This window comes from Micromonospora sp. WMMD1102, from assembly GCF_029626265.1.
Lineage (GTDB): Bacteria > Actinomycetota > Actinomycetes > Mycobacteriales > Micromonosporaceae > Plantactinospora.
Map to the genome: position 1 here is coordinate 903698 of NZ_JARUBN010000001.1, position 19186 is coordinate 922883.

General features: G+C 71.2%; 17 protein-coding genes. 13 read left to right on the forward strand and 4 right to left on the reverse strand.

Annotated elements, in window-relative coordinates; all coding sequences use genetic code 11:
• The first annotated feature begins 509 nt into the window (after positions 1-509).
• The 11 genes from O7626_RS04180 (at position 510) to O7626_RS04230 (ending at position 13407) form a co-directional block, all read left to right on the forward strand.
• A complete protein-coding gene (locus O7626_RS04180; RefSeq protein ID WP_278059414.1) occupies positions 510-1688 on the forward strand; it encodes a pyridoxal phosphate-dependent aminotransferase family protein in 1179 nt (392 codons plus the stop codon).
• Positions 1689-1782: 94 nt separating this feature from the next.
• Positions 1783-2766, forward strand: a complete 984-nt coding sequence (locus O7626_RS04185) for a UbiA family prenyltransferase (protein WP_278059416.1) — start codon at positions 1783-1785, stop codon at positions 2764-2766.
• A gap of 3 nt (positions 2767-2769) precedes the next feature.
• Positions 2770-3819: an AIR synthase related protein gene (locus O7626_RS04190; RefSeq protein ID WP_278059418.1), complete on the forward strand. Its 1050-nt coding sequence runs from the start codon at positions 2770-2772 to the stop codon at positions 3817-3819.
• Entirely contained in the window at positions 3819-4820 is a 1002-nt protein-coding gene (locus tag O7626_RS04195; protein WP_278059420.1) for an NAD-dependent epimerase/dehydratase family protein, read from the forward strand. Before O7626_RS04190 ends, O7626_RS04195 begins: the two co-directional genes overlap by 1 nt.
• On the forward strand, positions 4807-5727 hold the full coding sequence (locus O7626_RS04200) for a diacylglycerol kinase family protein (RefSeq protein WP_278059422.1): 921 nt from the start codon (positions 4807-4809) through the stop codon (positions 5725-5727). The genes O7626_RS04195 and O7626_RS04200 overlap by 14 nt, the downstream gene beginning before the upstream one ends.
• A 24-nt stretch (positions 5728-5751) precedes the next feature.
• Entirely contained in the window at positions 5752-7053 is a 1302-nt protein-coding gene (locus tag O7626_RS04205) for a glycosyltransferase (RefSeq protein ID WP_278059424.1), read from the forward strand.
• Between the two features lie 446 nt (positions 7054-7499).
• Positions 7500-8720 carry an MFS transporter gene (locus tag O7626_RS04210; RefSeq protein ID WP_278059426.1) on the forward strand — a complete coding sequence of 407 codons (1221 nt, stop codon included), beginning with the start codon at positions 7500-7502 and terminating at the stop codon, positions 8718-8720.
• Positions 8659-9528, forward strand: a complete 870-nt coding sequence (locus tag O7626_RS04215) for a glycosyltransferase (protein WP_278059428.1) — start codon at positions 8659-8661, stop codon at positions 9526-9528. The genes O7626_RS04210 and O7626_RS04215 overlap by 62 nt, the downstream gene beginning before the upstream one ends.
• Before the next feature lie 737 nt (positions 9529-10265).
• Entirely contained in the window at positions 10266-11555 is a 1290-nt protein-coding gene (locus O7626_RS04220; protein WP_278059430.1) for a nucleotide sugar dehydrogenase, read from the forward strand.
• A 104-nt stretch (positions 11556-11659) separates the two neighbouring features.
• Positions 11660-12373 carry a PIG-L deacetylase family protein gene (locus tag O7626_RS04225; protein WP_278059432.1) on the forward strand — a complete coding sequence of 238 codons (714 nt, stop codon included), beginning with the start codon at positions 11660-11662 and terminating at the stop codon, positions 12371-12373.
• 50 nt (positions 12374-12423) lie between these two features.
• Complete coding sequence (locus O7626_RS04230; protein WP_278059434.1) at positions 12424-13407, forward strand: NAD-dependent epimerase/dehydratase family protein; 984 nt, start codon at positions 12424-12426, stop codon at positions 13405-13407.
• 94 nt (positions 13408-13501) lie between these two features.
• Here the strand turns inward: O7626_RS04230 and O7626_RS04235 are convergent, their stop codons facing one another.
• The 3 genes from O7626_RS04235 to O7626_RS04245 form a co-directional block, all read right to left on the reverse strand.
• The gene (locus O7626_RS04235; RefSeq protein ID WP_278059436.1) at positions 13502-14479 is read right to left on the reverse strand and encodes a CU044_5270 family protein; all 978 of its coding nucleotides are present in this window, start codon (positions 14477-14479) and stop codon (positions 13502-13504) included.
• Entirely contained in the window at positions 14472-15086 is a 615-nt protein-coding gene (locus O7626_RS04240) for an RNA polymerase sigma factor (RefSeq protein WP_278059438.1), read from the reverse strand. The genes O7626_RS04235 and O7626_RS04240 overlap by 8 nt, the downstream gene beginning before the upstream one ends.
• A gap of 119 nt (positions 15087-15205) precedes the next feature.
• Complete coding sequence (locus tag O7626_RS04245; protein ID WP_278059440.1) at positions 15206-15607, reverse strand: cellulose binding domain-containing protein; 402 nt, start codon at positions 15605-15607, stop codon at positions 15206-15208.
• A 156-nt stretch (positions 15608-15763) separates the two neighbouring features.
• Between O7626_RS04245 and O7626_RS04250 the strand changes: the two genes are divergently transcribed.
• Positions 15764-16240: an OsmC family protein gene (locus O7626_RS04250; RefSeq protein ID WP_278059441.1), complete on the forward strand. Its 477-nt coding sequence runs from the start codon at positions 15764-15766 to the stop codon at positions 16238-16240.
• Between the two features lie 119 nt (positions 16241-16359).
• On the opposite strand, the gene O7626_RS04255 is transcribed toward O7626_RS04250, so the two are convergent.
• Positions 16360-16947 carry a MarR family transcriptional regulator gene (locus O7626_RS04255; protein WP_278059443.1) on the reverse strand — a complete coding sequence of 196 codons (588 nt, stop codon included), beginning with the start codon at positions 16945-16947 and terminating at the stop codon, positions 16360-16362.
• 126 nt (positions 16948-17073) lie between these two features.
• On the opposite strand from O7626_RS04255, the gene O7626_RS04260 reads away from it, so the two are divergent.
• Positions 17074-19146, forward strand: a complete 2073-nt coding sequence (locus O7626_RS04260; protein ID WP_278059445.1) for an MMPL family transporter — start codon at positions 17074-17076, stop codon at positions 19144-19146.
• Positions 19147-19186: the final 40 nt, after the last annotated feature.

Below are 19186 nucleotides of genomic sequence, written 5' to 3' on the forward strand. Positions count from 1 at the left end.
GCCGTCGACCGCCGACGTTGTTTGAATCAGTGCAGTTCAATGGCCATCGGGATGGGCAATGGGGCGCGCCTGGCCGTCCTCAATGGACCACTGTCGTTGTCGCGCCCTTGACACGGTGGATAAGGTGTAGGCAGCCCAGAGAAACTCGATCAACGGAAGAGAGCATCTGAGGCGACACACGGGGATCCATCGGTGGTCAAGCAGGCGCTCTACAAACGCGCCCTGACCTGCCCGGTGCGCCATTTCCTCGTGCGTCGGTTCGGTGCCTGGCCCGACGACGTACGCAAATCGAGGCGCTGCCGATGTCATCCTGTCGAAATCGTCCTTGACCAGCGAGAACGGGGTGGCGGCGGGTCAGCGACGTGGTCACCACAATGGCCAGCACCTGACGCCGTGGGTCAAACCGTGTCGTGAATCGGGTAATCACGGTTCCAGATGAGAGGGGGCTCGGGAATACCGTGGTGAGAACGGACATCTTTGAGCGATGCCGATCCTATGCAGAAGCGCGGGTGGCGCAGGCGGCAGGAATTTACCCATACTTTACCGTCTTCGAGGGCTCGGATACCACGGTTGCCCGGACGTCGGCCGGTGACGTGCTGATGTGTGGCTCCAACAACTACCTCGGACTGACCTCCGATCCACGGGTGACCGCCGCCGCGCAGGCGGCCATCGAGGAGTACGGCTCGTCGCGTACCGGTTCACGACTGCTCAACGGCAACACCCCGCTGCACGAGGAACTGGAGCGGGAGTTGGCCGACTTCGTCGGCATGCCGGCCGCGCTGGTCTTCCCGACCGGCTACCAGGCGAACCTCGGGGCGATCGCGGCACTGCTCTCCCGGCACGACGTCGTCATCATCGACCGCGAGGCGCACGCCTCGGTCTACGACGGTTGCGGCCTCAGCGCGGCAAAGGTGCGCCGGTTCGCCCACAACGACATGGCCGACCTGGAGCGGCGGCTGGCCGCCTGCCCGCCCGACGCCGGCCGGCTGGTCGTGGTCGACGGGGTGTACTCGATGGCCGGCGACCTCTGCCCACTGCCCGAGACGGTGCGGCTCTGCCAGAAGTACGGCGCCCGCCTGCTCGTCGACGACGCACACGGCCTCGGCGTACTGGCCGACGGCCGGGGCACCGCCGCGCACTTCGGCGTGACGGAGCAGGTCGACCTGGTCACCGTGACCTTCAGCAAGTCGCTGGCGTCGATCGGGGGAGCGGTGCTCGGCCCGGTGGACGTGATCGAGTACCTGCGGCACCACGCGCGCAGTCTGATCTTCAGCGCCGCCGCCCCGCCGGCCAGCCTGGCCGCCGCCCAGGCCGCCCTGCGCATCCTGCGGGCCGAGCCGTGGCGGTGCCGGCAGGCGCTGGAGAACGCGTCCTACGTGCACCGTGAGCTGGCCGCCCTGGGCTACGAGCCGCTGCCGAGCGAGACGCCGATCGTCTGCGTACCCATCGACGGGGTCGTCCCGACCGTCTTCACCTGGCGGGGCCTGCTGGACCGGGGCGTCTACGTGAACGCGGTGATTCCTCCGGCGGCGTCGCCCCGGGTCCGGGCCAGCTTCACCGCGACACACACCCCGGAGCAGCTCAAGCGGGCCGTCGCCGCGTTCGCCGAGGTCCGCGAGCTGACGCCGCCGGACTGGTCGCTGGCGGACCTGTCGCTCGCGGAGCACGTCGGGCAGGGCGTCCGGTGAGCGTGCCGGGGACCGGGTGCCCGACCCCGGCGACGGACCATCCGCGCTACCCGACCAGGCACGGCGGTGTGCCAGCCACGCTAACGGAGGCCAGATGAGCGTCACCCAGATCCAGCCCGAGATCCGGCCGCGTGACCGAGCGGTCGCGTGGGCCAGGATGTGGCGGTTCCACTTCGTACCCCTGTCGCTCTCGGCCGGGCTGGTCGGCATGACGGCGCCGTCGGCCGGGGCCACCACCACCACCGTGGTGATCGGGCTGCTCTTCTGCATCTTCGGCTACGGCGTGGGTGTGGTGATCAACGACTGGTTCGACCGCAAGGCCGACGCCGTCAACGCGCCGGACCGGCCGTTCGTCGCCGGGCTGATCAACCCGCACGTCGGGCTCGGCCTGACGCTGCTGCTCTCCGGGTCCCTCCTGGTGGTGGCCGTCGTCGTCGCGCCGGCACTGGCGATCTGGAGTGCCATCGCGATCGCCGGGCACCTGGTCTACACCTGGACCAAGGGCATCCCGATGGCCGGCAACCTGGCCAACGGCGTCGACATGGCGCTGTTCACCGTGCTCGGCGCGGTGGCCGTCCGGCCGGACGCCGGCTGGCTCGACATCCCGGCGACGACCTGGTATCAGACGGCGCTGGTCGCGGTGGTGCTGGCCGGCTTCTGCCTGGTCGGCTACTTCAAGGACATCGACGGGGACCGGATCGCCGGCTACCGCACCCTGCCGGTGGCGGTCGGCACCCGGGTCGCCGGCCGGGTCGCGGTGGTCTTCCCGGTGGTGGCCGTGCTCGGCGCGTTGGCCGCCGTGCTGGCGAACGCGGACCGGGGCGGCTATCCGGTGGCGGCCTCCCTGCTGCTGCTCGCCGCTGCAACCCTGGCCTTCGCCCGCAGCCTGACCTCGGTCCTCCGGGCACCCGAGGAGCGGGCGTACGAGGCGCTGCTCTGGTTCACCCGGGCGACCACGCTCTTCACCCTCTCCCTCGGCGCCCTGCACAGGCCGACGTTCTTCCTGGTCGCAGCCGTGCCGATGATGCTCTACCTGGAGCTGACGCTGCGCGCGACGACCTCCTCCCGGCAGGCCTGAGGCGTGACCTCCGTCGACTGGGCCCGGCTCTACCTGGACGCCGCCGAGGGCAGCCTGATCACCGCCATGCGCGAGGGGATGACCCGGTCCCCGCGCCAGCTCAACGCCGCCTTCGAGGCCGACGCCGAACTGCTCGACCTCGGCCCCGCCGGGCTGCTGGCGGTGACCGTCGACACGCTGAACGGCGGAGCCGAGCTGGCCACCGCGCCCACCCCGTACGCCAAGGGCTGGCTGACCACCACGGTCAGCGTGAGTGACCTCGCGGCCGTCGCCGCCGACCCGGTGGCCGTGCTGATCTCCTGCTCGCTGCCCCGGGACGGCTGGACCAACGACCAGGCCCGCGAGTTCGGGCGCGGCGCGTCCGACGCCGCCGAGCGGTACGGCTGCCACATCGTCGGCGGCGACACCAACTGGGCGGCGGAGGAGAGCTTCACCTCCTGCGCGATCGGCACGCTGCAACGTGGCCGGTTCCTCAGCCGGGTGGGTGCCCGGGCCGGTGACGCGCTCTACGTGACGGGCCCGGTCGGCGCCGGCAACTCCGCCGGGTTCCGCCAGCTCGCCCTCGGCTCCGTCGGTGACGAGGAGCCGTGGCTGCCCGAGGCGCGGGTGGTCGCCGCCGAGGTGCTCCGCGGGTACGCCCGGGCGTGCATCGACACCAGCGACGGGCTGTTGAACGCGGCGGTCGGCCTCGCCGAGATCAACGGGCTGGGGGTCGAGGTCGGGCTGCACGCCGAGGCGTACGATCCGGCGACGATGGCGCTGGCCGACTCCTTCGGACTGCCCCGCTGGCTGATGGCGGCCGGGGAGTGGGGCGAGTTCGAGCTGCTGTACGCGGTCGCCGCCGCCGACGGCGAGCGCAGCGCGCGGGCGCTGGCCGAACAGGGCCTGACCGCGATCCGGGTCGGCCAACTGACCGCCGGCCCGGAGCTGCTGCTCGCCGACGAGTCCGGCACCCGCCGGGACCTGCGGGAACTGCTGCCGCGGGTCCGGGCCATCGACCCCTCCGGGGGACTCCTCACCGACCTGCTCGACCTGCTGTCGAAAGGGGTGTGATGGCGCGGGGCGTGGCGCTGGTGACCGGGGTCACCGGCTGCGTCGGCCGGGCGGTCGCCGCCGCACTGCGGGAGCAGGGCTGGCCGGTACGCGGGCTGGTCCGCACGCCCTCGCCGGAAGCCGCCGGATACACCGAACATCTCGGTGACCTGACCGACCCGGCGTCGCTGCGCGGCGCCTGCGAGGGTGTCGAGCTGGTGGTGCACGCGGCAGCCGACCTGAGCGACTGGCGGCCCGGACGCCGGATCTGGCAGGTGAACCGGGACGGCACCCGGGCGGTGCTGGACGAGGCGCTGCGCTGCGGCGTGCGCCGCTTCGTCTACCTGAGCACCGTCGACGTCTTCGGCTTCGACGCCCGCGACGTCATCGACGAGACGTCGCCGAAGCGGGTGCCGCCGTACGCGTACTCCCGGTCGAAGCTGGCCGGCGAGGAGATCGCCTGGTCGTATCAGCCGCGCGGGCTGGAGGTCACCGTCGTCTACCCGACCTGGATCTTCGGGCCGGGCGACCGGCACTTCGTGCCGGAACTGGTGCGCGGGCTGCGCGACGGCAAGCTGGTGCAGATCGACCGGGGTGCCGCCCCGATCGAACTCACCTTCAGCGAGAACCTGGCCGACGCGATCGTGCTGGCCGGCACCAGGCCCGAAGCGGCCGGCGGGCGGTTCATCGTCGGGGACTCGTACGGCCTCACCGTGGGGCAGCTCTTCGACCGGCTCGCCGAGCGGGTCGGGGCGGTGCCGCCGGCCCGCTCGGTCCCGATGCGAGGTGCGCTGACGGTGGCGGCGCTCTCCGAGCTGGCCGGGCTGGCCGGGATCGGCACCAGCTCCGGGCGGCCGATGCTCACCCGATACGCGGTGCGGTCCGTGGCCGGCGGGATGCGCTACCAGCTCGACCGGATCAGGTCGATCGGCTACACGCCCCGGGTGGACCTGGCGGAGGCGCTGCGCCGCACCCTCGCCGGGCTGGGGCGGGAACCGGAGGGGGCGCATGGCCGCGGATGACGGCGAACGGGTCGTCTGCATCGTCAACCCGACCTCCGGGGTCCAGCGCCGGCGGCTGATCGAGCAGCGGCTCGCCGTCGAGCTGCCCGGTGCCGACCGCTGGCAGACCCGGCATCCCGGGCACGCCGTCGAACTCGGCCGGCAGGCCGTCGCGGACGGTTACCGCACGGTGGTCGCGATCGGCGGGGACGGCACCCTCTCCGACGTCGCCAACGGGATACTCGCGGCCGGCGACGAGAAGGTGCGGCTGGCGTACGTACCCGCCGGCACCTGCAACGACTTCGTCCGCGGCCTGGACCCGGTCACCGACCTCGGCCAGCTGCTCGACAGTGGCCGCGACCGGGCCACCGACGTCGGCGCGGTGACCTTCACCCGTGCCGACGGCAGCTCCGGGCACCGCTACTTCCTGGTCAACTGCACAGTCGGGCTGATCAGCACCATCGGGCTGCGGTTCACCGAGAAGACGCCGGTGAACCGGGTGCTCAAGCGGGTCAACCTGCAACTCGCCGAGGTGGCGTCCGGGGCCCGGACGCTGGCCGGCTGGAAACCGGTCGAGGCGCGGCTGGAGCTGGACGGGGAACCGTCCCGGCATCCGCTCAGCAACCTCGCGGTCCTCAAGGTGCCGTACTTCGCCGGCGGTCTGACCTTCGGCTCGACGCGGCCGGCCGAGCCCGGGCAGCTGGACGCGGTGGCGGTGCTCGGGCTGGGCCGGGCCGGGGTACTCGGCCTGATGTGGCGGGTGTTGCGGGGCAGCGCGGCAGGGCATCCGGCGATCCGGCGCCGGCAGGTCCGCACCGTCGCGGTCGACGCGGACATCCCGCTGCCGGTGGAGGTGGACGGCGAGATCGTCGGGTACACCCCGGCCACCTTCTCGGTACACCCGGCGCAGCTCACCACAGTGGTCTGAGCGAAGCAGGAGAGGAAGAGTCCCGTGCACATCGGCATCGTCTGCCCGGACTACACCGGCCACCTCAGTCCGATGTCGACGCTGGGCCGCGAGCTGGTCCGGCGGGGGCACCGGGTGACCCTCTTCTCCCTGCCGGACGCCGCGCCGAAGCCGTACGTCGCCGAATTCGAGTTCGTGCCGCTGGGCGAGCGGGAGTTCCCGGTCGGTGCCCTGGCCCGCTTCTCGGAGGAGATGGGCCGGCTGCGCGGCCTCGCGGCGATCCGCTTCATGGTCCGCACGTACGTCCGCGAGGTCGAGGTGCTGCTGCGCGACCTGCCGCCGCTGCTGGAGACCTCCGGGCTGGACGGGCTGTTGGTGGACCAGGTCTACGGGGCGGCGAACAGCGTCGCCGAGCGGCTCGACCTGCCAGCCGTGACGGTCTGCAACGCGCTGGCCCTGAACACCGAGGAGGGCGTACCGCCCTTCATGACCGCCTGGCCGTACCATGACTCGGCGGCGGCCCGGCTGCGCAACAGGCTCGGCTACCGGGTGATGGACCGGGTGATCGGGCCGGTGGTGGAGCTGACCAACCGGCGTCGGGTCGAGTGGGGCCTGCCGAGGGCGCGCGGATTGAACGACGGTGGCTCGAAGCTGGCCCAGATCACCCAGCAGCCGGACTTCTTCGACTTCCCGCGCCGGGATTTGCCGGACTGCTTCCACTACACCGGGCCGTTCCACGACTCCGGCAGCGGCGAGCCGGCCTCGTTCCCGTGGGAGCTGCTGGACGGCCGCCCGCTGATCTACGCCTCGATGGGCACCCTGCAGAACCGGGTACCCCGGACCTTCGAGGCGATCGCGGCGGCCTGCGCCGGTCTCGACGCGCAGTTGGTGATCGCCCTGGGCAGCCGGGAGACGGCACTGCCGACCGGGCTGTCGGGTGATCCGGTGGTCGTCGGGTACGCGCCGCAACTGGAACTGCTCGCCCGGGCATCCCTGGTGGTCACGCACGCCGGGATCAACACGGCGCTGGAGTCGCTGGCCCACGGCGTACCGATGGTCGCCCTGCCGGTGGCGAACGACCAGCCCGGCGTGGCCGCCCGGGTCAGGCATCTCGGGGTGGGGGAGTTCGTCCCGGCGCACCGGGCGAACGCGGCGAGGCTGCGCGCCGCGATCGAGAAGGTGCGCGGCAACCCGGCCTACCGGAGCAGGGCCCTGGAGTACCAGCGTCGGATCGCGGAACTGGACGGCACCGGGCGGGCCGCCGACATCGTCGAGACGGCACTTCGGACGCGTCGACCGGTACGCCGGGGCGAGGCGTCCACGGTCGCCGACGGTGGCCCCCGGTGACCGGGCAGCCGACGTCGAGCTAGCGGAGCGTGAGTAGCCGCCGCTGACGGACACCCGCCCACCCTCAGACGGGCGGCTTCCGTCGTATCGTATATAGCCGGTAGCAAACAGCCGTCAACGGTCGTGCGCGCTCTGTGGCGGCGACCGAGCCTGCGCGCGTTCCCGCCGGTCGACACGCGCGGTGTCGACGTGGTGGTCCGGCCGATATCCCAGCTCTGAGCAGTTAAGACTCCGCGCTGTCCAGGGTCGGAGCCGGTCTGTCGGGTGTCGATCGGTGACATCGGGCGGCACATGACCTAAGCTACCATCAAACGTCAGTTAGCCGGTTGCACCACCTGACGCGCGCAGCGATTGAGTAGCGCCGTCGAGATGGTCGAGTATCGATTCGCTACCGACTGGGTGACGGTCGGTTGCTACACATTGTCCAGGACTGGAGGAGGTAGCTCATGAGGGAGCAACGACGGGCGGTCTATGCCCTCGCCGCGTTGTCCGTCGCCACCTTTTGTTACGTCACCACCGAAGTGCTCCCCATCGGGCTGCTCACCCTGATCGCGCCGGACCTCGACCGGTCCCGGTCCGAAACGGGCCTGCTGGTGACCGGGTACGCCCTGGTGGTCATGATCGTCGCGGTCCCGCTGACCCGGATCACCCGGCGGGTGCCCCGGCGCCCGCTGCTGGCCGGTGCCCTCGGCGTGTTCACCGCGGCGACGGTGGTGTCGGCGTTGTCGACCTCCTACGAGATGCTGCTCGCCGCCCGGCTGATCTCGGCGGCCACCAACGGCGTCTTCTGGTCGGTGGTGTTCCCGGTGGCGATCTCGATGTTCCCGGCGAACATCCGGGGCCGCATCGTGGCGCGACTGTCCATCGGCAACGCCCTCGGCCCGGTCCTCGGCGTACCGCTCGGCACCTGGGTGGGTGGGCTGGCCGGGTGGCGGTCCGCCTTCGTCGCGATGGCGGTACTCAGCCTCGTCACCTGCGTCGCAGTGGCCGTGCTGCTGCCGAACACCAGGCCGCAGGAGGATTCGGGCGACGTCGGGGCGCTGCCGGACCGGCAACGCTTCGTGGTGCTGCTCGTCGCCACCGTGCTCGCGGTCACCGGCGCCATGGGGGCCTTCACCTACATGACGGTCTTCCTGCTCGACGTGAGCGGGTTCGCCGCGGCGTCGCTCGGGGCGTTGCTCTTCGTCCAGGGCTCCTTCGGGGTCGCCGGCACCTGGGCGGTCGGCCGGGTGCTGGACCGGTATCCCCTCGGTGTGGTGCTGGGACTGCTCGGGTTGATCAGCGCCGCGATGATCGGCCTGTACGCGCTGGGCACCAGCAAGCTGTTGACGATTCCGCTGCTGGCCGTGGCGGGGATGTCGTTCAGCTCGGTGATGGCCGGCATCCAGCACCGCATCATGCAGGTGGCTCCCTCGACCACCGACATCGCCTCGGCGAGTCTCAGCGTCGCGTTCAACCTCGGCCTCGCGTCCGGCTCGTTCGTCGGGGCGGGCCTGCTGGCGGCGACCGGGGTCCGGGTCATCCCGTTGGTCGGCGGACTGCTGACGGCGGCGGCCTTCACGTTGTTGATCTGCCACGAATCGATCGTCAAGAGAAGGAGAAGCCATGAAGTGCTCCGTCGTGATCCCGACCTACAACCGGTCGGACATTCTGCGGCTCACGCTTGAGTCCCTCGTCCGCCAGGACCTGAATCACGATGACTTCGAGGTTCTGGTGGCCGACGACGGATCGTCCGACGACACCTCGGACGTGGTCAAGAAGTACATGGACCTGATGAACGTTCGCTACTTCTTCCAGGAGGACGAGGGCTACCGGGCCGCCGGGGCGCGCAACCTCGGGATCGGCAACGTCAAGTCCGACATCACCGTCTTCATGGACGCCGGGGTGATGGCGCACTCCGGCTGCCTCCGGGCCCACCTCGCCAGCCACGAGGCGGTCGAGGGACCGGCCGCCGTCTGCGGGTACGTCTTCGGCTACACGCTGAACAACGAGACCGCCGAGGGGGTCATCTCCGAGGCCGACCTGGCCGACGTGGACGGGACGATCGAGCTGTGGCGGAAGAAGGGGCTGTACCGCGACATCCGGGAGGACTTCTTCGAGCGCGAGGGCGACGACTTCGCCACGGCGCCGGCACCCTGGCTGATGTACTGGACCTTCAACGCCTCGGTACGCACCGACCAGCTCCGCCGGGTCGGCGGCTTCGACGACGCGTTCCGGAACTGGGGCGGCGAGGATGTCGACCTCGGCTACCGGCTGCACCGCGACGGGGCCCGGATGTTCCTCAACCGGGACGCGATGGCCCTGCACTGGCCGCACCCGCGGGACTGGGACGAGCTGCACGGCGACGCCATCGCCAACTACAAGTACATGGCCCAGAAGTACGACACGCCGATCACCCGGCTGCTGGAGATCGTGCCGACCATCAACTTCTTCGTCTTCAACGACGTCATCCGGGGTCGGAAGTTGACCCACTGAACGATCGCGGCGCCGATGGTGCGCGGCTGGTCCGACTCCTGGCCGCCCACCAGCTCCGCCGCCGGTCACCCCCGACCGAACCCCCCGGCAACGGCGCCGGGGGGTTCGGCATGCCCGGCGGCCCGCATCCCGGCGGCCCGCATCCCGGCGGCCCGCATCCCGGCGGCCCGCATCCCGGCGGTTCGCCGACCGACTCGGCGACCGCTGGCGTATGTCCGTCCCGAGGGCCGGGTGACAGTAGTGGGTCACGAGTCCAATGAGCAGCTCTCCGAAGCCTCTTGAGTAGCCGGATCATCGGAACAGGTACCGCCGCCGGAGTACGTTCTTGCTACGAATAAAACGATATCGCGGAAGGGTCGGGATCGCATTGCGTCCGCCTGGAGAGCCGATTCGGATTAGCGCTCTCCGAATCGTCGACTTATCGAGTAGCGACGATAGATGAAGTGGACGGATGAGACATGGTTCGACGGCCCGCCAGGGGTGCCGAGCCCCCGGCAGGCCACGCAAGGGAGGTCGGCGCCTGGCCGTGGGCTGCTGTCGAGGCAGGTCCGGTACGTGCGCCAGGATCTCGGGCGCCGCCGGCGCACGGCCGGGTCGCGGGTACGCGGGCCGCCGGACGGGAAACAAAGTCTGGTCGAGATGGGGCGGTCATGGGACAAGAGTCCACTATTTCCATGGTATTGAACGGTGTGGGCACGCATCGGTCGGTCGGGGAGGCCTACTCACCTGCTTCCGTATTGACCGAATCGACGGAGGAAAGCTTCCGGGTGACGTACGACCTGGCGGTCGTCGGGCTCGGATACGTCGGCATGCCGCTGTTGCGGGAGGCGGTCGGTGCCGGACTGCGGATTGTCGGGATCGATACCGACGCCGCCCGGGTCGAGTTGTTGAACAGCGGACGGTCGTACATCGACGACATTTCCAAGGACGACCTCGGCGAGATGCTCGCCGCCGGCTTCACGGCGACGACGGATCCGTCACTGCTCGCCCGGAGCGCGGCGATCGTCATCTGCGTGCCGACGCCGCTCAACGACGACCACGCTCCGGACCTGTCGGCGGTGCGCAGCGCGGCCCGCATGGTGGCCAGCTATCTGATGCCGGGCACCCTGGTCGCGCTGGAGTCGACGACGTACCCGGGGACCACCGAGGAGGTCGTCCGGCCGATCCTGGAGGAGTCGGGCCTCGTCGCGGGACGCGACTTCAGCCTGGTGTACTCGCCCGAGCGCATCGACCCGGGCAACGACGAGTTCGGACTGCGGAACACCCCGAAGATCGTCGGCGGGCTCACCGAGAGCTGCCGGGACCGGGCCGCAGCCCTCTACGGGAAGATCGTCTCCAAGGTGGTGCTCACCTCCGGGCTGCGCGAGGCCGAGATGGCGAAGCTGCTGGAGAACACCTACCGCAACGTGAACATCGCACTGGTCAACGAGATGGCCATCTTCTGCGACGAGCTGGGCATCGACCTGTGGGAGACCATCGAGGCCGCTGCCACCAAGCCGTTCGGCTTCCACAAGTTCCTCCCCGGGCCGGGCGTGGGCGGGCACTGCATCCCGGTCGACCCCTCCTACCTGTCGCACACGGTCCGCAAGCTGGGCTACGCCTTCCGGCTGGCCGAGACCGCGCAGGAGATCAACGGGCGGATGCCGAAGTACGTCGTCAGCCGCCTGCAACGGGCCCTCAACCGGGAGCGGAAGTCGGTGAACGGCGCCCGGGTGATGCTGCTCGGGGTGACCTACAAGTCGGACATCGCCGACGACCGGGAGACCCCGGCCCTGCCGCTCGCCCGCGAGCTGCGCAAACTCGGTGCCGAGCTGTGCTTCGCGGACCCCTACGTGCGCAGCTGGGCCGTCGACGGGGTGCCTGTTCCCGCGGTCGAGGCTCCGCTGCACGCGGTCGGCGACTGCGACGCCGTGGTGCTGCTCCAGGCGCACTCGGCGTTCGACCTCAAGGCCATCGCGCAGCGGGCCCGGCTGGTGCTGGACACCCGGGGGCTGATGGCACGGCACCAGAACGTCGAGCGGCTCTGAGCCGTCGACGCCGTACCCGCGGCGGACAGCTGGTCCCCGCAACCTTCCCTGCACACCACTCACGGAACTTCCCTGCACACCACTCACGAAAGACGAGCGAGACGATGACGGTCACCTGGTCACAGCAGCGCATCCTGGTCCTCGCGCCACATCCCGACGACGAGATCCTCGGCTGTGGTGGACTGATCCACAAGGCGAAGATCGCCGGCGCCGAGGTCTTCGTCCAGTTCCTCACCGTCGGGCACACCACCGACCGGTCCTCGTCGGTGAGCACCACGCCGGAGCAACGCAACGTCGAGATCGAGCGGGTCGCGGACCACCAGAAGTGGGACGACTGGCACATCGCCTTCCCGGGCGACGAATACCACCTGCGGCTCGACCGGATCCCGCGGGTCGAACTCGCGAACATGATCGAGCAGCGGAGCCCGCTCTCCATCGCCGAGCTGCGCCCGACGGTGGTGATCGCACCGCACCGGACCAGTTACAACCAGGACCACCAGGCCGTGGCGGAGGCCGCGCACACGGCGATGCGGCCGTCCAACGGCCGGGTCCGGCACCACCCCGCGCTGGTCCTCGGCTACGAGGAGGCGGCGGACCAGTGGCGGTACGATCCGGCTCCGATGCCCAACCTGCTGGTCGAGCTCGCCGAGGAGAACCTGGAGAGCAAGCTGGAGGCGCTGCGGCTGTACGCCACCCAGATCCACGAACACCCGCACACCCGCTCGGAGCAGACGCTGCGCAGCCTCGCCGTACTGCGCGGCATGCAGGCCGGCGTAGCGCTGGCCGAGGGCTACCACATCATGCGCAACCTGGCCTGACGGCCTGCCGGACCGGCACGCCGTCCTTCCCGCACCGTCGAAAGGAACCCATGAAAACTCTCGTCACCGGGGGCGCCGGGTTCATCGGCTCCCACCTATGTGAATTCCTGATCGGCCAGGGCCACGAGGTCACCGTGCTCGACGACCTCTCCACCGGTTCGGCGGCGAACATCGCCGGCCTGGTGGAGGCCGGGGCGGTACGCCTCGTGCAGGGGTCGATCCTCGACCCGGCCGTGGTGGGCGAGTGTGTCCGGGGCAAGGACGCGGTCTTCCACCTCGCCGCCGCCGTCGGCGTACAGACCATCATCGACAGCCCGCTGCACTCGCTGCGGGTCAACCTGCACGGCACCGAGAACGTCGTCGAGGCGGCGGTGGCGCACGGGGTGCCGTTCAGCGTCGCCTCGACAAGTGAGGTGTACGGCAAGAACGACGCCGACGGGCTCACCGAGGACTCGGACCGGATCCTCGGCTCGCCGCTGCTCAGCCGCTGGTCGTACGCGGCGGCCAAGGGCCTCGACGAGCTGGTGGCGCACACCCGGGCGGCCGAGACCGGCACCCCGTGCGTGACCTACCGGCTGTTCAACGTCGTCGGCCCCCGACAGACCGGCCGGTACGGCATGGTGCTGCCCCGGTTCGTCGCGCAGGCGCTCGCCGACGAGCCGATCACGGTGTACGGCGACGGCACGCAGCGCCGCTGTTTCGGTGCGGTGCAGGACGTGGTACCCGCGATGGTGAAGCTGCTGCACACCCCGGCGGCGTACGGCAGGGCGGTGAACCTCGGCGGCCGCCAGGAGATCACCATCAGCGGGCTGGCGGAGCTGGTGAAGGAACTCACCGGCTCGACCAGCGAGATCAGCCTGGTGCCCTACGACCTCGCCTACGGGGCCGGCTTCGAGGACATGCGCCGGCGCATGCCGGACCTGTCGCTGGCCCGGGAACTCATCGGGTACACGCCCCGGTACGACCTCACCGACATCGTGCGGTCGATCACCGACGACATCGCGCAGCGGCAGCGGGTCAGGCAGCCGGTCTGACCGGAGAGGACGGTGCCGGCGGGCAACGGGCCGGGCGGGCCGCGCGGTGGCGGCCCGCCCGGTCGGTGGTCAGCCGGTGTGGCCGGGCCGGCGGTCAGCCGGTCTGGCCGACCCTGTCGACCACGGCGACGGCCAGCACCGCCGAGGTTTCCGACATCCCGAGGAAGGCGTAGGTCTCCGGGTGGAAGACCAGGACGATCTCGCCCGCCCCTGCGGTCGACGGCCAGGCGATCCCGACGCCCGTCCGGCCCGCGCCGTCCGTGACGCCCTCGACGGCACGCAGGCCCGGCACCGTGGCGGCCGCCTCGTAGAGCGCCGCCCGGGACTGCGGTCGCAGGTAGCTGTCGGCGAGATCGAGCACGTCCTTGCCGGCGGCGTTCACCGAGCCGGGTTCACCGCTGCCGTGCTCGGCCAGGTAGCTCCGCATCCCGGCGACGTCGGTGGGCAGGTCCGCAAGGTACCCGGGCTGCGGGGTGCACTTCTCCGTCTGGCCGGCGACCACCTCGTTGCCCTTCATCACGGCGGCCCGCCCGTTCCGGCAGCCCGGCAGGATTGCATCCGTGCGCTTGCCGGCGGACGTCTCTCTCGACAGGCCGTCCCGGGTGCCGTCCACCGACAGCCAGCTCTCCGAGGTGGCCGGGCCGTCCTGGGCGCGCCGGTAGATGAACTGGTCGGGCCGGGGGGCGACGTCGGGCAGTCGGAGCGCCGCCGCCGCCGCGTTCCGCAGCACCTGGGTGGCGTCGGCCCGGGCGGCCGGCACGTCGCCGCCGAGCCGGTCGGGAGCGAGCACGAGTACCGCCGCGACCGCCGCGGCGACCCCTGCCGCCATCACCGAGCCGAGCGCGAGCCGCCAGTTCCGCCAGGTCGAGCGCCGGTTCCTCGCCGTGACGGGGGAGGATTCCCTCGACGCGGCCGGTGACGTGTTCTCCCGGCGGACGGGCGGCGGTTCCGACAGAGCCGGCGATGCGGCGGTCGCCATGGCCATCAGCCGGTTACGGGCCGGCGCCAACTGTTCGGGCGACGCCGGCGGGATCTCGGCGTCCAGCTGTTGGACCAGTCGCAGTTCATCCATTGTGGCGGGTCTCCTCGATGGTGTTCGTGGGGTCGCTGCCGAGCACCTCGCGGAGCAGCTTCCGGGCGCGGTTGAGCCGGGACCGCACGGTGCCGACCGGGATCGCCAGCGCGGCGGCCACCTCCTCGTAGCTCAGGTCCGCCCAGGCGGTCAGCAGCAGCACGTCGCGGTCGCCGGTGGAGAGCGTGGCCAGGGCACCGAACAACAGGTGGCGTAGCGACTGCGCGGTCACCGCCGTACTGACCCGGTCGGCGTGCGACGCCTCCGACGGCGCCGGCCGGTACGCCTGGCGCAGCCGGTACTCGCGCTCCTCGTCGCGGCGGTACTGCCCGACGAGGTTGGTGGCGATCCCGTACAGCCATGGCCGGGCGTCCGGGTGGGCGGTGTCGAACCGCTCCCGTCGGCGGAACGCCGCGAGGAACGTCTCGCCGACCAGGTCGTCCGCGATCCCGGCACCGAGTCGCCTCGCCAGGTACCGGTGGACGTACGGTGCGTGCCGGTCGAAGATCACCGCGAAGCTCTCGGGATCCCGGACGGAGCGTTCGATGACCGCTGCGTCGGTGAGCGCGTCGACGCCGGCATGCTCGGCTTGTCTTGAGTGGTTCATGCACGACCTTTCGCGGAGCGGGAACCGTCATCTGTTATCCGCATGCCGCGGGGAAACGGTTCACGCGCTCACGCTGCCGTCGACGAACCTGTCCGGCGTCCGGCGCCTGGCGCCTGGCCTCAGGGGAGGGCGCGGGTGCAGACGACCTCGGGGATGGCGGGGTGCCCGGTTCCGTTGTAACCCCACCGGTAGCTCTGCCTGGGGGCGATGAACTCGCCGTACCGCTCCGGCACGATCGTGTGCCTGCCGTTGGCGTAGCTGGTGGTCACACCCCAGGCGGTGCTGAGGGTCCCGTTCGTCAGCGTCAGCGTCGCCCGCCAGGTGATGGTCACGTCGCTGGTGTTCTCGATGGTGACGCTCACCGTGAAGCCGCCGGCCCAGGCGTTGGTCGTGGTGGTGACGTCGCAGAGCGACGGATCGGCCGACGCGGTGCTCGACGCCGCGTGCGCCGGTGCGGCACCGATCGCCACGGTGAACACGACCAGTACGAATATTACTGCGGAGCGTATCCGGGCGGTCATGGAGGCAATATACCGCCATCGATAACCTGATGGTCCGGTCCGGCGGGAAAACCTCGGCGTCCGCGGGTAGGGCCGACCGGCCCCGGGTTCGGGACCGACTCCTCTGACCGGTGCCCGCCCCGGACCGTAGTTTCGGGTCAGTGGAGGTGGTTGGCGATGTCGCTTCTGACCGTGACCCATCTGTCCGACGACGCGTTCCGGGTCGACGTGCGGGGCCACACCCTGTTGGTGGACCAGCCGAACCGTACCGGCGACGAGGCCGGCGTCACGCCGGTGGAACTCTTCGTGGCGAGCCTCGCCAGTTGTGTCGGCTTCTACGCCGAGCGCTTCCTGCGCCGGCACGGCCTGCCGTTCGAGGGGCTCCGGGTCGAGTGTGACTGGATGATGCGGGCCGGTGAGCCTGCCCGGGTCGGCCGGATCGCTGTCCGGGTCACCCCGCCCGGCTGGGTGCCGCCCGAGCTGCGCGCCCCGCTGGCGGCGGCGGTCGACCGCTGTACGGTGCACAACTCGCTGCGCCAGCCGCCGCAGGTCGACGTCACGGTGGCGCCGATGCCGCTGGCTCCGGCGGTGTCCCCGGCCGGTTCGGCGTCGGGTCCGGGCTCGTCACCGCCCGCTGGCGCGGTCCCGGTCTGACCCGCCCGATCCGGGGCCGGGCCCGGCCGAGCCGGACCGGAGCCTCCCGCGGCACGGTGCTGCGGCGGCCCGGCGCGGCTTCGGGTGCTCCGGCGGCGCGACTTAGGGTGCTCCGGCGGCTACTCGACGCCGGCCGGTGTCGCACCGGGCCCGCCCGCCGGGTCCGGCCGGTGGGGGCGTCGCGAACGGTTCCGCGGGGGTGTCGGTGCGCCGGCCCGGAGCTCGTCCCGGTGTTCCCGGGTGGTCTCCACCATCGAGCTGAGGAACCGCTGGACGAGTTCGAGTTCCTGGTCGCTGAAGTTCCGCATCACCTGCTCGGTGCGCCGGGCCAGCGGGGCGAAGAAGTCCCTGGCGACGGCGGCGCCGGGTTCGGCGTACCGGAGGAAGATCTTGCGGCGGTCGGCGGTGTCGCGGTCCCGGTAGACGTGCCCGGCGGCTTCCAGGCGGTCGACGACCCCGGTCACCGAGCCGGAGGAGAAGTTGAGTTCGGCACGCAGGTCGCCGGGGGTGACCGGCTGACCGGCGAGTTCGGCCTCCATCACCACCAGCAGCGCGTGCAGGTCGGCGTGGCCCAGTGCGTTGTGGGCGGCGAAGGATTCGCCGATGTGCTGGGCGTGCGAGACGTAGCGGCGCAGTTGGCTCACGATCGAGCTGATCAGCCGGGCGCGGGGCTGGTCAGGCCGCTGGAAGACGCTCTCGGCCAACACCTGCCCCCTCTCCGGCCGCCGACACTATACCGCCGGCCCAATCGCCTCGTCGGCAGACTATCTCTGCAACCGAGATAATTGTGTGCCAAGATGCTTCCCTGTCGAGGCTATAGGTCGGGAGGGCTCGTGGGTGTCGGACGGTTGGTCAGCGCGATCCTGAGAACGATCACCGGCCGGGTGGGTGCCTGGCTGGTGCTGCCCGTGGTGGTGGCCGCCGCTGCCGCGTTGATCGTGGTCGGCGGCAGTGCCAGCACCGACGACGACCCGGCCGGCGGGCTGCCCGCCGACGTCGAGTCCGCCCGGGTCGAGGCGCTGCGCGACCGGTTGCCGAGCGGGCAGCTCAACCCCGCCCTCGTCGTCTACGCCCGGAAGGGCAGCCCGCTGACCGAGGCGGACCGGCAGGTGATCGCCGACCAGTCGGCCCGGTTCGCGGCACTCGCCGAGGGTGGCCGGGTCGGCCCGCAGGTGCCGGCCGAGGACGGGCGGGCGGTGCTGGTCCCCATCCCGATGCCGGCCGAGCGGCCGATCGAGGAGACCGTCGACCAGGTCACCGAGGTACGCGAGATCGCCTCCGCCGGGCTGCCGGCCGGGTTGACCGCACAGGTCACCGGCGGTGCCGGGTTCCGGACCGACATCGCCTCCTCCTTCTCCGGGGCGAACGTCACACTGCTGGTGATCACCGTGCTGGTGGTGGCGGCGCTGCTGCTGGTCACCTACCGCAGCCCGTGGCTCTGGCTCGTCCCGCTCGCCGTCGTCGGCCTGGCCGACCTGACCACCAACTCGCTGCTCGCGCTGCTCAGCCGGGAAGCCGGGCTCCGGCTGGACCCGTCCACGATCGGCATCGTCGACGTACTCGTCTTCGGCGCCGGCACCAACTACGCGCTGCTGCTCATCGCCCGCTACCGGGAGGAGCTGCGCCGGCACGACGACCTGCGCGAGGCGATGCGCCGCAGCCTGCGCTCGGCCGGGCCGGCCATCGCGGCCAGCGCGATGACCGTGGCGCTGAGCCTGCTGACCCTGCTCGCCGCCCCGCTGACCACCAACCGCAGCCTCGGCGTCGCCGGGGCGGTCGGGATCACCGTCGCCGCCCTGTTCGGGCTGGTCCTGCTGCCCGCCGCCCTGGTCGTCTGCGGTCGCGGGCTCTTCTGGCCCTTCGTGCCGCGGCCGGGCGAGCCGGTCCGGCACCAGGGAGTGTGGGCCCGGGCCGGTGCCCTGGTCGCCCGCCGACCCCGGACCATCACCGCGCTCTCGCTGGTCTTCCTCGCCATCCTCGCGGCCGGGGTCGCCGACGCGCGGCTCGGGCTCAGCCGGACCGAGCAGTTCCGGGTGCAGGCCGAGTCGATCGAGGCGCTGGAAACCCTGAGCCGGCACTACCCGGCCGGCGCCGCCGACCCGACCGTCGTGGTCGCCCGGGCGGACCGGCAGGCGGAGGTGCTGGCCGCCGTCACCGGTACGCCGGGCGTCGCCCAGGCCCGTCCGGCCGAGCAGGGCGACGGGCTGGTAGCCGTCGACGTCGTACTCGAAGCCGAGCCGGACAGCCGGGCGAGCTACGACACGATCGAGGCGCTGCGTACGGCGGTGCACGCCGTACCGGACGCCGAGGCGCTGGTGGGCGGGGCGGTCGCCGCGAACCTGGACAACCGCACGGCGGCGATCGACGGGCTGCGCCGGGTGGTGCCGCTGGTCATCGGCGTGGTGACGGTGATCCTGGTACTCCTGCTGCGCGCCGTGGTCGCCCCGCTCGTGCTGGTCGGCACGGTGGTCGCCACCTACTTCGCGGCGCTCGGCGTCGGCAACCTGCTCTTCGTGCACGTACTCGACTACGCGGCGCTGGACACCGGGGTACCGCTGCTCTCCTTCCTCTTCCTGGTCGCCCTCGGCGTCGACTACAACATCTTCCTCTCCACCCGGGCCCGGGAGGAGGCGGTGGACCAGGGCACCCGCCGGGGAGTGCTGACCGCGCTCGCGGCCACCGGTGGCGTGATCACCAGTGCCGGGATCCTGCTCGCCGCGGTCTTCGGCGTGCTGGGCGTACTGCCGCTGGTCACCCTCACCGAGATCGGCATCATCGTCGGGGTGGGCGTACTGCTGGACACGCTGCTGGTGCGTACCCTGCTCGTCCCGGCGATCGCGACGCTGTGCGGCGAGCGGTTCTGGTGGCCGGGCCGACCGCACCGTTCTGTTGCGGCGGACAGTTAGTCCTCCTTATAGTTCGACGGAAGTTGATGGCTCGCCGGGT

What these genes read in the sequence shown, in the direction of transcription:
- O7626_RS04225 (WP_278059432.1), top strand. Translation starts at nt 11,660, where the DNA reads ATGACGGTCACCTGGTCACAGCAGCGCATCCTGGTCCTCGCGCCACAT.
- O7626_RS04230 (WP_278059434.1), top strand. Translation starts at nt 12,424, where the DNA reads ATGAAAACTCTCGTCACCGGGGGCGCCGGGTTCATCGGCTCCCACCTA.
- O7626_RS04215 (WP_278059428.1), top strand. Translation starts at nt 8,659, where the DNA reads ATGAAGTGCTCCGTCGTGATCCCGACCTACAACCGGTCGGACATTCTG.
- O7626_RS04200 (WP_278059422.1), top strand. Translation starts at nt 4,807, where the DNA reads ATGGCCGCGGATGACGGCGAACGGGTCGTCTGCATCGTCAACCCGACC.
- O7626_RS04240 (WP_278059438.1), bottom strand. Translation starts at nt 15,086, where the DNA reads ATGAACCACTCAAGACAAGCCGAGCATGCCGGCGTCGACGCGCTCACC.
- O7626_RS04210 (WP_278059426.1), top strand. Translation starts at nt 7,500, where the DNA reads ATGAGGGAGCAACGACGGGCGGTCTATGCCCTCGCCGCGTTGTCCGTC.
- O7626_RS04250 (WP_278059441.1), top strand. Translation starts at nt 15,764, where the DNA reads ATGTCGCTTCTGACCGTGACCCATCTGTCCGACGACGCGTTCCGGGTC.
- O7626_RS04245 (WP_278059440.1), bottom strand. Translation starts at nt 15,607, where the DNA reads ATGACCGCCCGGATACGCTCCGCAGTAATATTCGTACTGGTCGTGTTC.
- O7626_RS04195 (WP_278059420.1), top strand. Translation starts at nt 3,819, where the DNA reads ATGGCGCGGGGCGTGGCGCTGGTGACCGGGGTCACCGGCTGCGTCGGC.
- O7626_RS04235 (WP_278059436.1), bottom strand. Translation starts at nt 14,479, where the DNA reads ATGGATGAACTGCGACTGGTCCAACAGCTGGACGCCGAGATCCCGCCG.
- O7626_RS04185 (WP_278059416.1), top strand. Translation starts at nt 1,783, where the DNA reads ATGAGCGTCACCCAGATCCAGCCCGAGATCCGGCCGCGTGACCGAGCG.